The following is a 16,559-nucleotide window of genomic DNA, read 5'->3' as shown; positions in this document are numbered from 1 at the left end:
AGGGGCGGATCGGTACGCGGCCTATGTCCGGTCCTGCTCCAGGCTGCCGTCGCGCGCCCCGTCCGCGCGCTGGGACGGGACCCGGGTGTCCGGGTGGGGCGGGGCGGGTCGCGCGGGGCGGTCGCCGGTCTCGTCGTGGCCCTTGACGAGGGCGCGCAGTTCGCGGATCTCTTCTTCAAGCAGGAGCTGGCGGCGGTGGCTGTCGTAGAGGTGGCGGACCTTGGTGCGTAGGGCCCAGGGGTCGACGGGTTTCCTGATCAGGTCGGCGACGCCGAGTGCGAAGGCGGTGGCGGCCAGTTCGTGGTCGGGTCCGAAGCCGGTGAGCAGGACGACGGGGATGTGCTGGGTCTGTTCCAGGCGGCGCATGTAGCGGACCACGTCGAGGCCGTTGACGCCGGGCATGCGGACGTCGAGGAGCAGCAGGCCGACTTTTCCGCGCAGGGCCTGCTTGAGTGCCTCGTCGCCGCTGGTGGCGCGGCCGAGCCGGTACCCCAGCGGGGCGAGGGCGCTCTCCAGCGCGTACAGCGTGTCCTCGTGATCGTCGACGATGAGGATCCTGGCATCCGACGGCATGGCCCGACGTCCCTCCCGCGTGGGACAACCACCTTGGGTCCGAGGTGCTGACGGGGAGTGCTCGTCAGCTGACAAGGAGTGCACAGCGCAGCATGCCTCCCGCGGGCCCGCCTGTCACGTCCTTGTGCGGTACGCCGAGGTCAGTTGCCTGGGGTCGGGCTGCTGTCGGCCGTGCCGTCGGCGATCCGCTCGTGGTGCCTGATGACCTCGGCGATGATGAAGTTGAGGAATTTCTCGGCGAACGCCGGGTCGAGTCGGGCGTTCTCGGCGAGGCTGCGCAGCCGCTCGATCTGCCGGGCCTCGCGCGCGGGGTCGGCGGGCGGGAGCTGGTGCTTGGCCTTGAGGTGGCCGACCTGCTGGGTGGCTTTGAAGCGCTCGGCGAGCATGTGGACGACGGCGGCGTCGATGTTGTCGATGCTGTCGCGCAGCCGGCTGAGTTCCTCGCGCACGGCGGGGTCGACGTCACCGGTTGCGTTGTTGCTGGTGGTCATGGCGGACCAGCCTACGTGGCGCCGCGGCGGGAGATCTCGGGCGGATCACCGACACCGGACGCCTCACAGGGCGTCCGGGTCCGTCCCCGGCAGCCGTGGCGGGTCGGCGGGGTCGGGTGTCCGGTCGCTCCAGCCGCCGGGGACGGTGCGGCTCTGCTGGGCGCGGAAGCGGACGGGGGCGGTGCCGACGCGGCGGGTGAACAGGCGGGAGAAGTAGGCGGGGTCGTCGTAGCCGACGCGGCGGGCGACGGCGGCGACGGGGAGTTCGGTGCCGGCGAGGAGTTCCTTGGCGCGGCCGAGGCGGATGCCGAGGAGGTAGTCCTTGGGGCTGCAACCGGCGCCGCGGCGGACGGCGGTGCGCAGTTCGGCGAGGGTCATGCCGTGCCGGGCGGCGTGGTCGGCGACCGTCATCGGCGTGCAGGCGTCCCGGGCGAGGGCCTTGAGGACCTGGTGGCCGTGGGGGGTGAGGTCGGCGCGGGCCCGGCGCAGGGCGACGAGGAGTTCGTGGACGGCGGCGCCGGTCTCGACCTCCAGCAGCGGGTTGTCGCGGCGGGCGGCGCGGGCCATGCGGCCGATGACGGCACGCGGTCCGGCGGCGTCCAGGAGGGGCACGACGGGCCGGTCGGGCTCGATGTAGCCGAGCTCGGTGTAGGTGTCGGCGGCGGGCCCGGTGAAGTCGACGAAGCCCTCGTCCCAGCCGGTGTCCGGGTCGGGCGCGTAGTGGTGCGGGACGCCGGGGGTGAGCCACAGCAGCGCGGGCGCGGTCACGGTCGTACGCCGGCCGCGCGCGTCCTCGTACCAGCCGCCGCCGGTGCTGACGACGACGGCGACGTGGTGGTCCAGGGTGCGGGGTCCGACGGTCGGCAGGGCGCCGTGCTGGAGGCCGACGCCGAGGCAGACGAGGCCGAGGCGGTGGTGGGCGGGGCCGGGAGTGAGGAACCGCATCCAGGTCTGGTACATCGGCGCGGTCCCTCTCGTTCCGTCCAAGCTGCGCCGATCTTTGTCCATGGACCCCGACGCGCGCCAGAGGCGAGGGTGGCGGCATGAGCGAGTTCACGGTCGGGGACACCGATTTCCTGCTGGACGGGCGGCCGGTGCGGTTGCTGTCCGGTGCGCTGCACTACTTCCGGGTGCACGAGGCCCAGTGGGGGCACCGGCTGGCGATGCTGCGGGCGATGGGCCTGAACTGCGTGGAGACCTACGTGCCGTGGAACCTGCACGAGCCCCGGCCGGGCGCCTACGACGACGTGGGGGCCCTCGGTCGTTTCCTGGACGCGGCCCGCGAGGCGGGGTTGTGGGCGATCGTGCGGCCGGGCCCGTACATCTGCGCCGAGTGGGAGAACGGCGGCCTGCCGCACTGGCTGACGGGGCGGCCCCGCACGGGGGACGAGGAGTACCTGGGGCACGTGGAGCGCTGGTTCCGCAGGCTGCTGCCTCAGGTGGTCGACCGGCAGTGGGGCCGCGGCGGTCCGGTGATCCTGGTGCAGGTGGAGAACGAGTACGGCAGTTACGGCTCGGACGCCGGGTACCTGCGGTGGCTCGCCGACCTGTTGCGGGCCGAGGGCGTCACGGTCCCGCTGTTCACCTCCGACGGACCCGAGGACCACATGCTGAGCGGCGGCTCGCTCCCGGGCGTCCTCGCCACGGTCAACTTCGGCTCCCGCGCCCGCGCCGCCTTCGACACCCTGCGCCGGCACCGCCCGGGCGGGCCGCTGATGTGCATGGAGTTCTGGTGCGGCTGGTTCGACCACTGGGGCGCCGAGCACGTCGTACGTGATCCGGGCGACGCGGCGGCGGCCCTCAGGGAGATCCTGGAGTGCGGGGCGTCCGTGAACCTCTACATGGCGCACGGCGGGACGAGTTTCGCCGGGTGGGCGGGGGCGAACCGGGGCGGTGATCTGCACGACGGCACGCTGGAGCCGGACGTGACGTCGTACGACTACGACGCGCCGATCGACGAACTCGGCCTCCCGACGGAGAAGTTCTGGGCCTTCCGTGAGGTGCTTGCCGAGTACGCCGACGCGCCCCTGCCGGAACTCCCGGCGCACCCGGCGCAGTTGGCTGCTCCCGCCGAGGTCGCGCTCACCGACTGGGCGCCCCTGGGACGGGTGCTGGAGACCCTCGGCGGCCCGGAGACCCTCTCCCCCGTGCCGCCCACCTTCGAGGAACTGGACGTGGACCGGGGTGTGGTGCGCTACGAGGTGACCGTCCCCGGGCCCCGGCAGCCGTACCCGCTGACCGCGCGCGGACTGCGGGACCTGGCGGTGGTGTACGTCGACGGGGAACCGGCCGGGGTGCTCACCGAGGGGGACGAGCGGCTGAGGGAGCCGGTCGGCGGGCACGCGCGTGTGGAGCTGTGGGTGGAGTCCCTGGGCCGGGTCACCTACGGACCGCGGACCGGTGAGGCGAAGGGGATCACCGGGGGGTTGCTGCACGAGCGGCAGTATCTGCACGGGGTACGCGCGCGTGGGCTGCGTCTGGACGCGCTGGACGCCCCGGCCGACGTCGAGCGGGTGCCCCTCCTCCCCCTCACCGGGCCCGGCGCTCCCGGGCCGCGCGGCGAGCCCGGCGCCCCGGGGCTCTACCGCGGCACCCTCACCGTGCGCGGCGCGGGTGACGCGCTGCTCGAACTGCCGGGCTGGACGCGGGGGTTCGTCTGGATCAACGGCTGCAACCTGGGCCGCTACTGGTCCACCGGCCCCCAGCGCACGCTGTTCGTCCCCGGCCCGGTGCTCCGGGAGGGCGGCAACGACGTGTGGCTGCTGGAACTGGCGGGGACGGCGGCGCGGGCGCCGTACGTCAGGAGCCGGTGACCCGGGCCCCGGCCCAGCGGCGCGACTGGGGCGCGTCTCGGGTCGCGGCTGGGGATACAGCGCGCGCACCCTCGTAGAGTGGAACCGGGTTCACGGCCTCTTGGGGGTACGGGCGTGGCGAACGACGGACCGGTCGAGCACGGCTACCCGCACCTGGAGACGGTGCGGGCCTCGATCACCGCGCTCTGGAAGCGGCTGTCGTACGACACCGTGCAGACGTTCTCGGCCAGCGTGGCCCCCGCCGACGTGGCGTTCTGCGACACGGACGATCTCCATCTCGGTGCGCAGCGGGTGGCCCGCGAGCTGGTGCGACACTACCGGCTCCCGGACGCCCGGATGATCGTCGGCTTCCGGGAGATGACCTACGCGGCCAATGTCGAACTGGCCGCCGGTCCCGAGTACTTCGTCGAGCTGAACGACCGTTTCCGGACCCATCGGCGGGACATCGGAGCGGCTCTCGCGCACGAGGTGATGCACGTGTACCTGCATCGGCTCGGGCTGTCGTTCCCCGACCTCAGGGAGAACGAGATCCTCACGGACACGGCGACGACGTACCTGGGCGCCGGGTGGCTGCTTCTGGACGCGTACCGGGAGGACGCGGCGTCCTCGCAGAAGCTGGGGTATCTGACCCCGGAGGAGTTCGGGTACGTGCTGGCCAAGCGGGCGCTGATGTTCGGTGAGGACCCGTCGGTGTGGTTCACCAGTCCGCAGGCCTACACGGCGTACGTGAAGGGCATGGGCCGGGCGCGGGAGGACGAGCAGCAGCCCCCGCTGACCGCCGCGGGGTGGGCGGGGCGGCGGCGGTACGCGCGGGACCGGCGGGCGCGGACGCCGCATCCGGGGGCGCCGTACGCCTTCTCGCCGGAGGGTGAGGCAGGCGGGCTGCGCGTGTCCTTCCCCTGCCCGACCTGCCATCAGCGGATCAGGGTGCCGGTCCAGGGGCGGATGAGGGCGCGGTGCGCGGTGTGCCGGACCGTGCTGGAGTGCGACACGTAGGGGGTGCGCCTCCGGCTGCGGGCAGTGGGGCCTGGCCCCGCCCCCTCACGAGGGGGTGCGTCGCCGACTGCCGGCGGTGGGGCCCGGCCGCGCCCCTCCGCGGAGGCCTACGCCCCGTACACCGGCCTCGGTACCTCCGCCTCGACCAGCAGTCTCCGTGCCGTCTCCCCCGCCTCCGCCGGTGTCCACCTCGCTCCCTTGTCGGCGCTCGGGCCTGGTCTCCAGCCCTCCATCACCGTGATGCGGCCGCCCTCCGCCTCGAAGACCCTCCCCGTGACCCCCGCGCTCGCCGCCGATCCCAGCCAGATGACCAGCGGGGAGACGTTCTCCGGGGCCATCGCGTCGAAGCCCGCGTCCGGTGCCGCCATGGTCTCGGCGAAGGCGCGCTCCGTCATCCGGGTCCGGGCCGCCGGGGCGATCGCGTTGACCTGGACGCCGTAGCGTGCGAACTCGGCGGCGGCCACCAGCGTCAGGCCGACGATCCCCGCCTTCGCCGCGCTGTAGTTCCCCTGCCCGACCGAGCCCGACAGCCCCGCCCCGCTGCTGGTGTTGACGACCCGGGCCTGCGGTGTACGCCCCGCCTTGGTCTCCGCTCGCCAGTGCGCCGCCGCGTGCCTCAGGGGCAGGAAGTGCCCCGTGAGATGCACCCGTAGCACGGCGTCCCAGTCGTCCTCGTCCAGGTTGACCAGCATCCGGTCGCGCAGGAACCCGGCGTTGTTGACCAGGGTGTCGAGCCGGCCGTACGCCTCCAGGGCGGTGGCGATCAGGGAGCGGGCCCCGTCCGTCGTGGCGATGTCGCCGCCGTGGGCGATCGCCTCGCCGCCGGTCGCCCGGATCTCGGCGACGACCTGGGCGGCGGGGCTGTCGGCACCCGGCGAGCCGTCGAGGCCGACGCCGAGGTCGTTGACCACGACGCGCGCCCCCTCGGCGGCGAAGGCGAGCGCGTGCGCCCGGCCCAGTCCCCGGCCCGCCCCGGTGACGACGACGACCCTGCCCTCGCAGATTCCGCTCATCTCAGCTCCCTTCCTGGGCGGTTGCGTCATCCCGGCCCCCTTTGCGGGCGGTTGCGGCGTCCAGGTACAGCGGTCGCTCCCCGCCCCCGTGCACCGGCAGCGAGGCCCCGGTGATGTACGCGGCGGCGTCGGAGGCGAGGAAGACGGCAGCGGCGCCGATGTCCGAGGGTTCGGCGAGACGTCCGAGGGGGACCGTGGAGGCCACCGCCGCGACCCCGTCGGCGCCGCCGTAGTGGAGGTGCGCCCGCTCGGTGCGCACCATGCCCACGACCAGCGTGTTCACCCGAACGTCCGGCGCCCACTCCACCGCCATCGACCGGGCCAGGTTCTCCAGCCCCGCCTTCGCGGCCCCGTACGCCGCCGAGCCGGGTGAGGGGCGGCCGCCGCTGACGCTGCCGATCATGACGACGCTGCCCTTGCACCGTCTCAGGTGCTCGTACGCCGCGAGGGAGACCGCCAGCGGGGCGAGGAGGTTGAGTTCCACGACGCGGGCGTGGCGCTCGGCCTCCGCGTCCGCCAGCAGCCGGTACGGTCCGCCGCCCGCGTTGTTGACGAGGACGTCGAGGCGGGGCAGCCCGGTGACGAAGGCGTGCACGGCGGCCGGGTCCCGTACGTCCAGGGGGGCGAACTCCACCCCGTCGAGCGGCACTTCGGGTGCCCTGCGGGCGCACGCCACGACCGTCGCGCCCGCCTCCGCGAACGCGCGCGCGATCCCGGCGCCCACTCCGCGCGTACCGCCCGTGACGACCGCGACCTTCCCCTTGAGCTCCATTCGCCGCTACCCTCCACCTAACAAACGTTTGGTGGAAAGGTAGCTGATGCTTCCATGGGTGTCTCCACCTCCGCCCCGGAAAAGGGGCCCGAGAAGGGCGGCGTCGCCGTCGTCACGGTCGACTTCCCGCCGGTGAACGCCCTGCCGGTGGACGGCTGGTTCGCCCTCGCCGACGCCGTGCGCACGGCGGGCCGCGACCCCGACGTGCGGTGCGTGGTGCTGGCCGCCGAGGGCCGGGGGTTCAACGCGGGCGTCGACATCAAGGAGATCCAGGCCCACGGGCAGCGCGCGCTGGTGGGCGCCAACCGCGGCTGCCAGGAGGCCTTTTCGGCGGTGTACGACTGCGAGGTCCCGGTGGTGGCGGCGGTGCAGGGCTTCTGCCTGGGCGGCGGCATCGGTCTCGTGGGCAACGCGGACGTGGTCGTGGCGAGCGAGGACGCCACCTTCGGGCTGCCCGAGCTGGACCGGGGCGCGCTGGGCGCGGCCACGCATCTGGCCCGGCTGGTCCCGCCCCACCTCATGCGGGCCCTGTACTTCACCTCGCGCACGGTGACCGCGGCCGAGCTGCACGCGCACGGGTCGGTGTGGCGCGTCGTACCGCACACCGAACTGCGCGGTACGGCAATGGAGTTGGCGGGTGAGATCGCCGCCAAGGACGGTGAGCTGCTGCGCCTGGCCAAGGCCGCCATCAATGGTGTCGACCCCGTCGACGTACGCCGCAGCTACCGCTTCGAGCAGGGCTTCACCTACGAGGCGAGCGTCCTCGGGGTCGCCGACCGCGTCCGTGACCGGTTCGGGAAGGAGGGCCGCTAGGTGAGTGACAAGACCATGAGCGCGGACGAGGCCGTGGCCCGGCTGCACAGCGGCATGACCCTCGGCATCGGCGGCTGGGGCTCCCGCCGCAAGCCGATGGCCCTGGTCAGGGCGCTGCTCCGGTCGGATGTCACCGACCTGACGATCGTCTCCTACGGCGGCCCGGACGTCGGCATGCTGGCCGCGGCCGGACGGATCCGCACGCTGGTGGCGGCCTTCGTCACCCTCGACTCGATCCCCCTGGACCCGCACTACCGGGCGGCCCGCGAGCGCGGCGGCCTGGAGCTGACGGAGATCGACGAGGCGATGTTCATGTGGGGGCTGCACGCCGCCGCCCACCGCCTGCCCTTCCTTCCCGTGCGCGCGGGCCTCGGCTCGGACGTCATGCGGGTCAACCCCGGCCTGCGCACGGTGACTTCACCGTACAACGACGCGGAGACCTTCGTGGCGATGCCCGCCCTGCGCCTGGACGCGGCCCTGGTCCACGTCAACCGCGCCGACCGGCTGGGCAACGGGCAGTACCTGGGCCCGGACCCGTACTTCGACGACCTGTTCTGCGAGGCGGCGGACGCGGCCTACGTCTCGTGCGAACGGATCGTCGACACCGCCGAGTTGACCAAGGAGGCGGCGCCGCAGTCGCTGCTGATCAAGCGGCACACCGTCACCGGTGTCGTGGAGGCGCCGAACGGGGCGCACTTCACGTCCTGCGCGCCCGACTACGGCCGGGACGAGTCCGCGCAGAAGGCGTACGCGACCACCCCGTGGCCGGAGTTCGCGGAGAGCTACCTGAAGGAGGGGCCGTGAACGGGGTCACCCGCGCCGAGTACTGCGTGATCGCCTGCGCCGAGGCCTGGCGGGACAGCGGCGAGATCCTCGCGAGCCCCATGGGTCTGATCCCCTCCCTCGGTGCCCGGCTCGCCCGGCTGACCTTCGCACCGGAACTGCTGCTGACCGACGGGGAGGCGATGCTGGTCCGCCCGGACGGCACCGTCGAGGGCTGGCTGCCCTACCGGCAGCATCTGGCCCTGGTCACGGGCGGCCGACGGCACGTGATGATGGGCGCGAGCCAGATCGACCGGTTCGGCAACCAGAACATCTCCTGCATCGGCGACTGGGCGAGGCCGAGGCGGCAGCTGCTCGGGGTGCGGGGCGCGCCGGTCAACACGCTGAACAACCCGACGAGTTACTGGGTGCCCAGGCACTCCCGGCGGGTCTTCGTGGAGAAGGTCGACCTGGTGTGCGGGGTGGGGTACGACCATGCGGCGGGCGCCCGTTTCCACCGCGTCCCGCGTGTCGTCAGCGACCTCGGTGTCTTCGACTTCGCCACACCCGACCATTCCATGCGGCTGGCCTCGCTGCACCCCGGGGTGACCGTCGAGCAGGTGGCCGAGGCGACCGGGTTCGCCCTGAGCGTCCCGGACGACGTGCCGTACACGCGTGAACCGACCGCCGACGAGCTGAGGTTGGTCCGGGAGGTGCTCGACCCCGCCGGCGGTCGCGCCCGGGAGGTCGCCGCCTGATGGACACGGCACTGACCCGGCTCGTCGGCGTCAGCCATCCCCTGGTGCAGACCGGCATGGGCTGGGTCGCGGGCCCCCGCCTGGTGTCGGCCGCGGCGAACGCGGGCGCCCTCGGCATCCTGGCCTCGGCGACCATGAGCCTGGACCGGCTGCGGGAGGCGGTGCGCGAGGTCAGGTCCCGCACGGACGCGCCCTTCGGGGTCAACCTCCGCGCGGACGCGGTGGACGCCGGCGACCGGGTGCGCCTGATGATCGAGGAGGGCGTGCGGGTGGCGTCCTTCGCCCTCGCGCCCTCCGCCGAGCTGATCGCCGAGCTGAAGGCGGCGGGTCTCGTCGTCATCCCGTCGGTGGGCGCCCGGCGGCACGCCGAGAAGGTCGCCGCCTGGGGTGCGGACGCGGTGATCGTGCAGGGCGGGGAGGGCGGCGGACACACCGGGGACGTGGCGACGACCGTGCTGCTGCCGCAGGTGGTGGACGCGGTGGACATCCCGGTCGTGGCGGCGGGGGGCTTCTTCGACGGGCGGGGGCTGGTCGCGGCGCTGGCGTACGGCGCGGCGGGCGTCGCGATGGGCACGCGGTTCCTGCTCACGTCGGACTCGACGGTGCCGCAGGCGGTGAAGGCGCGCTATCTCGCGGCCACGGTCAAGGACGTGACGGTGACACAGGCCGTGGACGGTCTGCCGCACCGCATGCTGCGTACGGACCTGGTGACCGGGTTGGAGAACTCGGGGCGCGCGCGGTCCCTGCTGCGCGCGATCCGCCACGCGACCGGCTTCCGGCGCCTGTCCGGACTCACCTGGCGCCAGATGGTCCACGACGGCCTGGCGATGAGGCACGGCAAGGACCTGACGTGGAGCCAGCTCCTCCTCGCCGCGAACACCCCCATGCTGCTCAGGTCGGCGATGGTGGACGGCCGTACGGATCTCGGCGTCATGGCCTCCGGGCAGGTCGCCGGGGTGATCGACGACCTGCCCTCGTGCGCGGAGCTGGTGGAGCGGATCATGAAGGAGGCGGAGGAGACGCTGGAGGGCCTGCCTCGGTGACGGCACCGCGGAGGAGACGCTGGACGGCCTGCCTCGGTGACGGCGCCGCGCAGGCTCACAGCCTCTCGATGATCGTCACGTTCGCCTGTCCCCCGCCCTCGCACATCGTCTGGAGCCCGAACCGCCCGCCCGTGCGCTCCAGTTCGTGCAGCAGGGTCGTCATCAGCTTCACCCCCGTGGCCCCCAGTGGATGCCCGAGTGCGATCGCGCCGCCGTTGACGTTGACCTTCTCGGGGTCCGCGCCCGTCTCCTTCAGCCAGGCCAGCACCACCGGGGCGAAGGCCTCGTTGATCTCGACGAGGTCGATGTCGGCGATGGACAGGCCGGTCTTCTTCAGGGCGTGGGCGGTGGCGGGGATGGGCGCGGTGAGCATGCGGATGGGGTCCTCGCCGCGCACCGACAGATGGTGGACCCGGGCCCGTGGCCGCAGGCCGTGTTCGCGTACCGCCCGCTGCGAGGCCAGCAGCATGGCCGCCGCGCCGTCGGAGACCTGGGAGGAGCAGGCGGCGGTGATGGTGCCGCCCTCCACGACCGGCTTCAGCGCGGCCATCTTCTCCAGCGAGGTGTCCCGGCGCGGGCCCTCGTCGACGACGACGTCCCCGTGGGCCACCGTCTCCCGGGTGAAGCGCCCCTCGTCGATCGCCCGCACCGCCCGCTGGTGGGACCGCAGCGCGAACTCCTCCTGGTCCTGACGGCTGATCCCCCACTTCGCGGCGATCATCTCGGCGCCGACGAACTGGTTGACCGGCTTGCCGCCGTACCGTGCCTGCCAGCCGGTGCTCCCGGCGAAGGGGCCCTGGGTGAGTCCGAGCGGCTCGGCGGCCTGCCGGGTCGCGAAGGCGATCGGGATCATGGACATGTTCTGCACCCCGCCCGCGACCACCAGGTCCTGCGTCCCGGACAGCACGCCCTGGGCCGCGAAGTGCACCGCCTGCTGCGAGGAGCCGCACTGGCGGTCCACGGTCACGCCCGGCACCTCCTCGGGGAGCCCCGCCGCCAGCCAGCAGGTCCGCGCGATGTCCCCGGCCTGCGGTCCCACGGCGTCGAGGCAGCCGAACACGACGTCCTCCACGGCCCCCGGGTCGACCCCCGCCCGCTCCATCAACGCGCTGAGCACGTGCGCGCCCAGGTCGGCCGGATGGACCCCGCTCAGTCCTCCCCCGCGCCGCCCGACGGGCGTCCGGACCGCTTCGACGATGTAGGCCTCGGCCATGGCGACTCCCCAGTGGGTTAGGTGCGTACGGCGATCCCGTCCAGCACCATCGACAGGTACTGCCGGGCGATCTCCTCCGGGCTGTGCTGTCCGCCGGGCCGGTACCAGGACGCGGCGACCCAGACGGTGTCGCGGACGAAGCGGTAGGTGAGCCGGACGTCGAGGTCGGCCCGGAACACCTCGGCCGCGACCCCGCGCTCCAGCGTGGACAGCCACGCCTTCTCGAACTTGCGCTGCGACTCGGCGAGGAACCCGAACCGCTCCTGCGCGACCAGGTGCCTGCTCTCCTTCTGGTAGATCGCGACGGCGGCGCGGTGCCGGTCGATCTCCCGGAACGACTCGGTGACCAGGGCCTCCAGCGTCTCGCGGGGCCCGAGTTCGGCGGCGAGGACGGTGTCGTAGCCGTCCCAGAGCTCGTCGAGGAAGGTCCGCAGGATCTCCTCGAGCATCGACTCCTTGGAGTCGAAGTGGTAGTAGAGGCTGCCCGCGAGCATGCCCGCGTGGTCCGCGATCTTCCGTACGGTGGTGGCGTTGTAGCCCTGTTCGGCGAAGACCTCGGCGGCGGTGTCGAGGAGTTCCCGGCGGCGGGCGGGCGCGGCGGGGGTCACCTGCGGCTTCTTCTTGGTCGGCACGACATCATTCTGGCCCTAGGGATGCCGGCTGCTGACAGCGACAACTTCCCCGGTCATGTACGACGAGTAGCCGGACGCCAGGAACACGATCACGTTGGCCACCTCCCAGGGCTGCGCGTACCGTCCGAACGCCTCCCGCGCGGTCAGTTCCGCGAGCAGCTCCGCGGTGGTCACCTTCGCGAGGTGCGGGTGCATCGCGAGGCTCGGCGCCACCGCGTTGACGCGCACGCCGTAGGCGGCGGCCTCCATGGCCGCGCACCGGGTCAGTGCCATGACCCCGGCCTTCGCGGCCGCGTAGTGGGCCTGTCCCGCCTGGGCGCGCCAGCCCACGACGGAGGCGTTGTTGACGATCACGCCGCCGCCGGTCGCCCGCATCGCCCGCAGGGCGGCCCGGGTGCACCGGAAGGTGCCGTTCAGTGTGACGTCGAGGACGCGGGACCACTGCTCGTCGGTCATGTCGACGAGGTCCGACGTCCCGCCGAGGCCGGCGTTGTTGACGACGACGTCGAGTCGTCCGTGGGCGTCCGCGGCGGCCTCGAACAGGGCCCGCACCTGGGCCTCGTCGGTCACGTCGCACGGCGTCGCGGCCACCGAGCCCGCGCCGAACTCCGCCGCCAGCTCGGCCTCGCACTCCTTGAGCCGGCGCGTGTGCGCGTCGCTGATCAGCACCCGCGCGCCCTCCTCCAGGAAGCGCCGCGCGGTGGCCCCGCCGATGCCGGCGCCGGCCGCCGCGGTGACGACGGCGGTGCGCCCGCTCAGCAGCCCGTGCCCTGGCTCGTACGCCGGACTCTCGACGCCTGTCATAGGGCCACGCTAACCTACCAAACACTTGTTAGGGAAGCGTCGTCGAAGGGCTGCCGCCGATGGACCTCGACTTCACGCGGGACGAGGAGGCCTTCCGTGCCGAGGCCCGCGCCTGGCTCGCCGCGCACGTGCCCTCCGAGCCGCTGCCCTCCCTGGAGACGGCGGAGGGCTTCGCCGCGCACCGCGCGTGGGAGGCCGAACTGGCCGCGGACCGCTGGTCGGTGGTCGACTGGCCGACGGTGTACGGCGGGCGGGCGGCGGGACTCGTCCGCTGGCTGCTGTTCGAGGAGGAGTACTACGCGGCGGGCGCCCCCGGCCGCGTCAACCAGAACGGGATCAGCCTGCTCGCCCCGACGCTCTTCGACCACGGCACGCCCGAGCAACGCGCGCGGGTGCTGCCGCCGATGGCCGCGGGCGAGGTGGTCTGGGCGCAGGCGTGGTCGGAGCCGGAGGCCGGCTCCGACCTGGCGTCGCTGCGGGCGAGGGCGGTCCGCGCGGACGGCGGCTGGCTGCTGAGCGGGCAGAAGACGTGGTCGTCGCGGGCGGCCTTCGCGGACCGCGCGTTCGGCCTGTTCCGCAGCGACCCGGACGCCCCGAAGCCGCACCAGGGCCTGACGTACGTGATGTTCGACCTCCACGCCCCGGGCGTCACCGTCCGCCCGATAGCCCGCCTCGACGGCAGGCCGGCCTTCGCGGAGCTCTTCCTCGACGAGGTGTTCGTGCCGGACGCGGACGTGATCGGCGAGCCGGGGCAGGGCTGGCGGATCGCGATGGCGACGACGGGGAACGAACGGGGGCTGAAGCTGCGCTCCCCGGGCCGTTACCTGACCGCCGCGGACCGGCTGCGCGCCCTCTGGCAGGCCGAGGGCGCGCCCGAGGGGGCCGCGCACCGTGTGGCCGACGCCCTGATCGGCGCCCGCGCCTACGAGTTGTACACCTACGCCGCCGCCTCCCGCGTCCTGGACGGCGCGTCGCTCGGCCCGGAGTCCAGCCTGAACAAGGTCTTCTGGTCCGAGCTGGACCTGGCCCTGCACGAGACGGCCCTCGATCTCCTGGGCCCGGCGGGCGAGTTGGCCGACACCCCCTGGTCCGAGCGCTACGTCTTCGCCCTCGCCGGCCCCCTCTACGCGGGCACCAACGAGATCCAGCGCGACATCATCGCCGAGCGTCTGCTCGGCCTGCCGAAGGGACGCCGGTGATGCGCCTCCTCCTCGACACCGAGCAGCGCGCCTTCGTCACCTCGCTGGACGCCATGCTCACGGCCGCGGACACCCCGGCGGTGATACGGGACTGGAGCCGGGGGGCCCACGCGAGCGGGCGCGCCCTGTGGTCCCGTGTCGCCGAAGCCGGGGTCTTCGCCCTGGCGGTACCGGAGGCGCACGAGGGGCTGGGCCCGCGCCCCGTGGAACTGGCCCTGGCCTTCATCGAACTGGGCCGCCACGCGGTACCCGGCCCCCTGGTGGAAACGGTCGCGGCGGCGACGCTCCTCGCCGGGCTGGACGATCCGGCCCCGGCGAAACGTCTGCTGCCCGCACTGGCGGCCGGGGAGGCGATGGCCACGACGACGACAGGCCGGTACATGCTGGACGCGAGCGTGTCCGACATCCGCCTCACAGCGCTCCGGGTGTCACCGGCCCGTCCGGCCCCCGCACCCACCGAACTCCGCCTCGCACCCCCACCCGACGGCCCCCCGCACCGCTCCCTCGACCCCGCCCGTCGTCTCTCCCCCACCCCCCGCACCGGCGAACTCCTCGCCACCGACCCCCCGTCCCTCCCGCCCGCCCTCCTCCTCGCCCGCCTCGTCACCGCCGCCCAAGCCCTCGGTGTCGGCCTGGCACTGCTGGACCGCACGGTCGCCCACGTCAGGCGGCGGACCCAGTTCGGCGCCCCCATCGGCTCCTTCCAGGCCGTCAAGCACCAACTGGCCGACGTGAAGATCGCGTTGGAGTTCGCCCGCCCTCTCGTCCTCGGCGCCGCGCTCACCCTGACCGAGCGCGACGTCGCCGCCGCCAAGGTCGGCGCCTGCGAGGCGGCGTACGGGGCCGCTCGTACCGCGCTCCAACTGCACGGCGCCATCGGCTACACCGCGGAGTACGACCTGCACCTCTGGCTGACCAAGGCCCGCGCCCTGCGCACGGCCTGGGGCGGCCCGGACGAGTGCCGGGCCGTCGTCCTCAGTGGCGGTCGCCGCTGGTGATCTGCCGGTACTCCTCCACCGTCGGCTTGGGGATCCGGGTCTCCGGCCCGAACATCGCCTGCGCCAGCCGCGCCCGCACCCGCTCGGAGACCGTGACCGGCCGCCGCACCCCGTTGCCGTCGACCAGCGGCCCGATCGCGTACGGCGGGTTCTGCTCATGCTGGGTGAGGGTGTGCAACTGCTCCTGGGCGAGGGGCTGGTGGACCTCGACGTACTCCCCGTGCGGCAGCCGTTTGACGACGCCCGTCTCCCGGCCGTGCAGCACCTTGTCCCGGTCTCGGCGCTGGAGCCCCAGACAGATCCGCTTGGTCACCCAGAACGCGAGCACCGGCACCACGAACACGGAGATCCGCACGAACCAGGTGATGGCGTTGATGGACAGATGCAGATGCAGGGCCACGATGTCGTTGCCGCCGCCGATCAGCAGCACCCCGTACAGGCTCAGCCAGGCCACGCCGAGCCCGGTGCGCACGGGGACGTTGCGCGGCCGGTCCAGGATGTGGTGCTCGCGCTTGTCGCCGGTGATCCACGCCTCGACGAAGGGGTAGACGCCGATGGCGAGCAGGATCAGCGGGAAGAGCGAGAAGGGGATGAGGACGCCCAGTACCAGGGTGTGGCCGAAGGCGCTGATCTCCCATCCCGGCATCACCCGGATCAGCCCCTCGGAGAAGCCGAGGTACCAGTCGGGCTGTGCGCCCGTGGTGACCAGGTCCGGGCGGTAGGGGCCGAACGCCCAGACGGGGTTGATCTGCGCGAGGCCGCCCATGAGGGCCAGCACGCCGAAGACGAGGAAGAAGAACCCGCCCGCCTTGGCCGTGTAGACCGGCAGGAACGGCATCCCCACGACCGTCCGCTCGTCCCGTCCGGGCCCCGGGTACTGCGTGTGCTTGTGGTGGAAGACCAGGATCAGATGCGCGACCACCAGTCCCAGCATGATCCCGGGCAGCAGCAGGACATGGATCGGGAACAGCCTCGGGATGATGTCGTGGCCCGGGAACTCCCCGCCGAACAGGAAGAAGGACAGATACGTCCCGAGGATCGGGACCGACAGGATCGCGCCCTGCGCGAAGCGGATGCCGGTGCCGGAGAGCAGGTCGTCGGGGAGCGAGTAGCCGGTCAGCCCGGTGAGGATGCCGAGCATCAACAGGGTCCAGCCGAACACCCAGTTGGCCTCGCGCGGCTTGCGGAAGGCGCCGGTGAAGAACACCCGCATCATGTGCACCAGCATGCCGGTGACGAAGACCAGCGCCGCCCAGTGGTGGATCTGCCGGATCAGCAGCCCGCCGCGCACGTCGAAGCTGATGTCGAGCGTGGACTCGAACGCCCGGGTCATGACGATGCCGTTGAGGGGCTCGTAGGAGCCGTTGTAGACGACCTCGACGCCGCTGGGCTCGAAGAACAGGGTGAGGTAGATGCCGGTGAGGATGATCACGAGGAAGCTGTAGAGACAGACCTCGCCGAGCATGAAGGACCAGTGGTCGGGAAAGACCTTGCGCATGTTGGCCTTGGCCAGTCCGAACAGGCCGAGCCGCCCGTCCGCCCAGTCGGCGAGTTTCTCGCCCTTCGCGGGCGTGCGCCCCCGCGTCTCGTTCACCGATCGTGCGCCGTCCATGGGCCGTCGCCTTTCGCCGGATCACTTTCAGAGTGGCACGGCGGTGCGACTTAGCCAACGGCGGGAG

17 protein-coding genes are annotated in these 16,559 nt (G+C 72.9%); 8 read left to right on the top strand and 9 right to left on the bottom strand.

All coding sequences use genetic code 11. The annotated features are described in order from the left end of the window. Window positions 1-21 precede the first annotated feature (21 nt). The 3 genes from ACH41F_RS03450 to ACH41F_RS03440 form a co-directional block, all read right to left on the bottom strand. On the bottom strand, window positions 22-573 hold the full coding sequence (locus tag ACH41F_RS03450; RefSeq protein ID WP_391230156.1) for a response regulator: 552 nt from the start codon (window positions 571-573) through the stop codon (window positions 22-24). Window positions 574-713: 140 nt separating this feature from the next. Next, on the bottom strand, window positions 714-1,064 hold the full coding sequence (locus ACH41F_RS03445; RefSeq protein WP_391230154.1) for a chorismate mutase: 351 nt from the start codon (window positions 1,062-1,064) through the stop codon (window positions 714-716). Window positions 1,065-1,127: 63 nt separating this feature from the next. Then, window positions 1,128-2,024, bottom strand: coding sequence for a helix-turn-helix domain-containing protein (locus ACH41F_RS03440; RefSeq protein ID WP_391230152.1), 897 nt, complete (start codon window positions 2,022-2,024; stop codon window positions 1,128-1,130). Between the two features lie 83 nt (window positions 2,025-2,107). Here ACH41F_RS03440 and ACH41F_RS03435 point away from each other — a divergent pair, with 83 nt between their 5' ends. Beyond that, window positions 2,108-3,877: a beta-galactosidase family protein gene (locus ACH41F_RS03435; protein WP_398832577.1), complete on the top strand. Its 1,770-nt coding sequence runs from the start codon at window positions 2,108-2,110 to the stop codon at window positions 3,875-3,877. A gap of 114 nt (window positions 3,878-3,991) precedes the next feature. Beyond that, entirely contained in the window at window positions 3,992-4,873 is an 882-nt protein-coding gene (locus ACH41F_RS03430; protein ID WP_398832575.1) for a hypothetical protein, read from the top strand. Window positions 4,874-4,980: 107 nt separating this feature from the next. Here the strand turns inward: ACH41F_RS03430 and ACH41F_RS03425 are convergent, their stop codons facing one another. Both ACH41F_RS03425 and ACH41F_RS03420 read right to left on the bottom strand, forming a co-directional pair. Then, window positions 4,981-5,886 carry an SDR family oxidoreductase gene (locus ACH41F_RS03425; RefSeq protein WP_398832572.1) on the bottom strand — a complete coding sequence of 302 codons (906 nt, stop codon included), beginning with the start codon at window positions 5,884-5,886 and terminating at the stop codon, window positions 4,981-4,983. 1 nt (window position 5,887) lies between these two features. Further along, window positions 5,888-6,658, bottom strand: coding sequence for an SDR family oxidoreductase (locus ACH41F_RS03420; RefSeq protein WP_398832570.1), 771 nt, complete (start codon window positions 6,656-6,658; stop codon window positions 5,888-5,890). A gap of 54 nt (window positions 6,659-6,712) precedes the next feature. Here ACH41F_RS03420 and ACH41F_RS03415 point away from each other — a divergent pair, with 54 nt between their 5' ends. From ACH41F_RS03415 to ACH41F_RS03400, 4 genes are read left to right on the top strand one after another with little or no spacing between them, the layout of a single operon-like run. Beyond that, the gene (locus tag ACH41F_RS03415) at window positions 6,713-7,471 is read left to right on the top strand and encodes an enoyl-CoA hydratase family protein (RefSeq protein ID WP_398832567.1); all 759 of its coding nucleotides are present in this window, start codon (window positions 6,713-6,715) and stop codon (window positions 7,469-7,471) included. Next, the gene (locus tag ACH41F_RS03410; protein ID WP_398832565.1) at window positions 7,472-8,275 is read left to right on the top strand and encodes a CoA transferase subunit A; all 804 of its coding nucleotides are present in this window, start codon (window positions 7,472-7,474) and stop codon (window positions 8,273-8,275) included. Continuing rightward, window positions 8,272-8,991 (top strand): CoA-transferase subunit beta, encoded by a 720-nt coding sequence (locus ACH41F_RS03405; RefSeq protein ID WP_398832563.1) that lies wholly within the window; start codon window positions 8,272-8,274, stop codon window positions 8,989-8,991. The genes ACH41F_RS03410 and ACH41F_RS03405 overlap by 4 nt, the downstream gene beginning before the upstream one ends. Beyond that, window positions 8,991-10,034 carry an NAD(P)H-dependent flavin oxidoreductase gene (locus tag ACH41F_RS03400; protein ID WP_398832561.1) on the top strand — a complete coding sequence of 348 codons (1,044 nt, stop codon included), beginning with the start codon at window positions 8,991-8,993 and terminating at the stop codon, window positions 10,032-10,034. Before ACH41F_RS03405 ends, ACH41F_RS03400 begins: the two co-directional genes overlap by 1 nt. A 55-nt stretch (window positions 10,035-10,089) precedes the next feature. Here ACH41F_RS03400 and ACH41F_RS03395 read toward each other — a convergent pair whose 3' ends face one another. From ACH41F_RS03395 to ACH41F_RS03385, 3 genes are read right to left on the bottom strand one after another with little or no spacing between them, the layout of a single operon-like run. Next, the gene (locus ACH41F_RS03395; protein ID WP_398832558.1) at window positions 10,090-11,247 is read right to left on the bottom strand and encodes an acetyl-CoA C-acetyltransferase; all 1,158 of its coding nucleotides are present in this window, start codon (window positions 11,245-11,247) and stop codon (window positions 10,090-10,092) included. Window positions 11,248-11,264: 17 nt separating this feature from the next. Continuing rightward, a complete protein-coding gene (locus tag ACH41F_RS03390) occupies window positions 11,265-11,879 on the bottom strand; it encodes a TetR family transcriptional regulator (RefSeq protein WP_391230131.1) in 615 nt (204 codons plus the stop codon). A 15-nt stretch (window positions 11,880-11,894) separates the two neighbouring features. Beyond that, window positions 11,895-12,683, bottom strand: coding sequence for an SDR family oxidoreductase (locus tag ACH41F_RS03385; protein WP_398832556.1), 789 nt, complete (start codon window positions 12,681-12,683; stop codon window positions 11,895-11,897). A 59-nt stretch (window positions 12,684-12,742) separates the two neighbouring features. Here ACH41F_RS03385 and ACH41F_RS03380 point away from each other — a divergent pair, with 59 nt between their 5' ends. Together ACH41F_RS03380 and ACH41F_RS03375 are read left to right on the top strand one after the other, a co-directional pair. Further along, complete coding sequence (locus ACH41F_RS03380; protein WP_391230126.1) at window positions 12,743-13,882, top strand: acyl-CoA dehydrogenase family protein; 1,140 nt, start codon at window positions 12,743-12,745, stop codon at window positions 13,880-13,882. Next, window positions 13,882-14,880, top strand: coding sequence for an acyl-CoA dehydrogenase family protein (locus tag ACH41F_RS03375; protein WP_398832552.1), 999 nt, complete (start codon window positions 13,882-13,884; stop codon window positions 14,878-14,880). Before ACH41F_RS03380 ends, ACH41F_RS03375 begins: the two co-directional genes overlap by 1 nt. Here the strand turns inward: ACH41F_RS03375 and ACH41F_RS03370 are convergent. Further along, on the bottom strand, window positions 14,858-16,492 hold the full coding sequence (locus ACH41F_RS03370) for a cytochrome b N-terminal domain-containing protein (RefSeq protein WP_391230123.1): 1,635 nt from the start codon (window positions 16,490-16,492) through the stop codon (window positions 14,858-14,860). The genes ACH41F_RS03375 and ACH41F_RS03370 overlap by 23 nt on opposite strands. Window positions 16,493-16,559 lie beyond the last annotated feature (67 nt).

Origin of the sequence: Streptomyces sp. NPDC020489 (genome assembly GCF_044386545.1) — a bacterium.
Taxonomy (GTDB): Bacteria; Actinomycetota; Actinomycetes; order Streptomycetales; family Streptomycetaceae; genus Streptomyces.
Note: the sequence above shows the minus strand (reverse complement) of the source record. Positions and strands in the feature narration are given on the sequence as shown.

Coding starts and splice junctions, on each gene's coding strand:
- ACH41F_RS03450 (WP_391230156.1), bottom strand. CDS start 573: ATGCCGTCGGATGCCAGGATCCTCATCGTCGACGATCACGAGGACACG.
- ACH41F_RS03445 (WP_391230154.1), bottom strand. CDS start 1,064: ATGACCACCAGCAACAACGCAACCGGTGACGTCGACCCCGCCGTGCGC.
- ACH41F_RS03440 (WP_391230152.1), bottom strand. CDS start 2,024: ATGTACCAGACCTGGATGCGGTTCCTCACTCCCGGCCCCGCCCACCAC.
- ACH41F_RS03435 (WP_398832577.1), top strand. CDS start 2,108: ATGAGCGAGTTCACGGTCGGGGACACCGATTTCCTGCTGGACGGGCGG.
- ACH41F_RS03425 (WP_398832572.1), bottom strand. CDS start 5,886: ATGAGCGGAATCTGCGAGGGCAGGGTCGTCGTCGTCACCGGGGCGGGC.
- ACH41F_RS03420 (WP_398832570.1), bottom strand. CDS start 6,658: ATGGAGCTCAAGGGGAAGGTCGCGGTCGTCACGGGCGGTACGCGCGGA.
- ACH41F_RS03415 (WP_398832567.1), top strand. CDS start 6,713: ATGGGTGTCTCCACCTCCGCCCCGGAAAAGGGGCCCGAGAAGGGCGGC.
- ACH41F_RS03400 (WP_398832561.1), top strand. CDS start 8,991: ATGGACACGGCACTGACCCGGCTCGTCGGCGTCAGCCATCCCCTGGTG.
- ACH41F_RS03395 (WP_398832558.1), bottom strand. CDS start 11,247: ATGGCCGAGGCCTACATCGTCGAAGCGGTCCGGACGCCCGTCGGGCGG.
- ACH41F_RS03385 (WP_398832556.1), bottom strand. CDS start 12,683: ATGACAGGCGTCGAGAGTCCGGCGTACGAGCCAGGGCACGGGCTGCTG.
- ACH41F_RS03380 (WP_391230126.1), top strand. CDS start 12,743: ATGGACCTCGACTTCACGCGGGACGAGGAGGCCTTCCGTGCCGAGGCC.
- ACH41F_RS03375 (WP_398832552.1), top strand. CDS start 13,882: ATGCGCCTCCTCCTCGACACCGAGCAGCGCGCCTTCGTCACCTCGCTG.
- ACH41F_RS03370 (WP_391230123.1), bottom strand. CDS start 16,492: ATGGACGGCGCACGATCGGTGAACGAGACGCGGGGGCGCACGCCCGCG.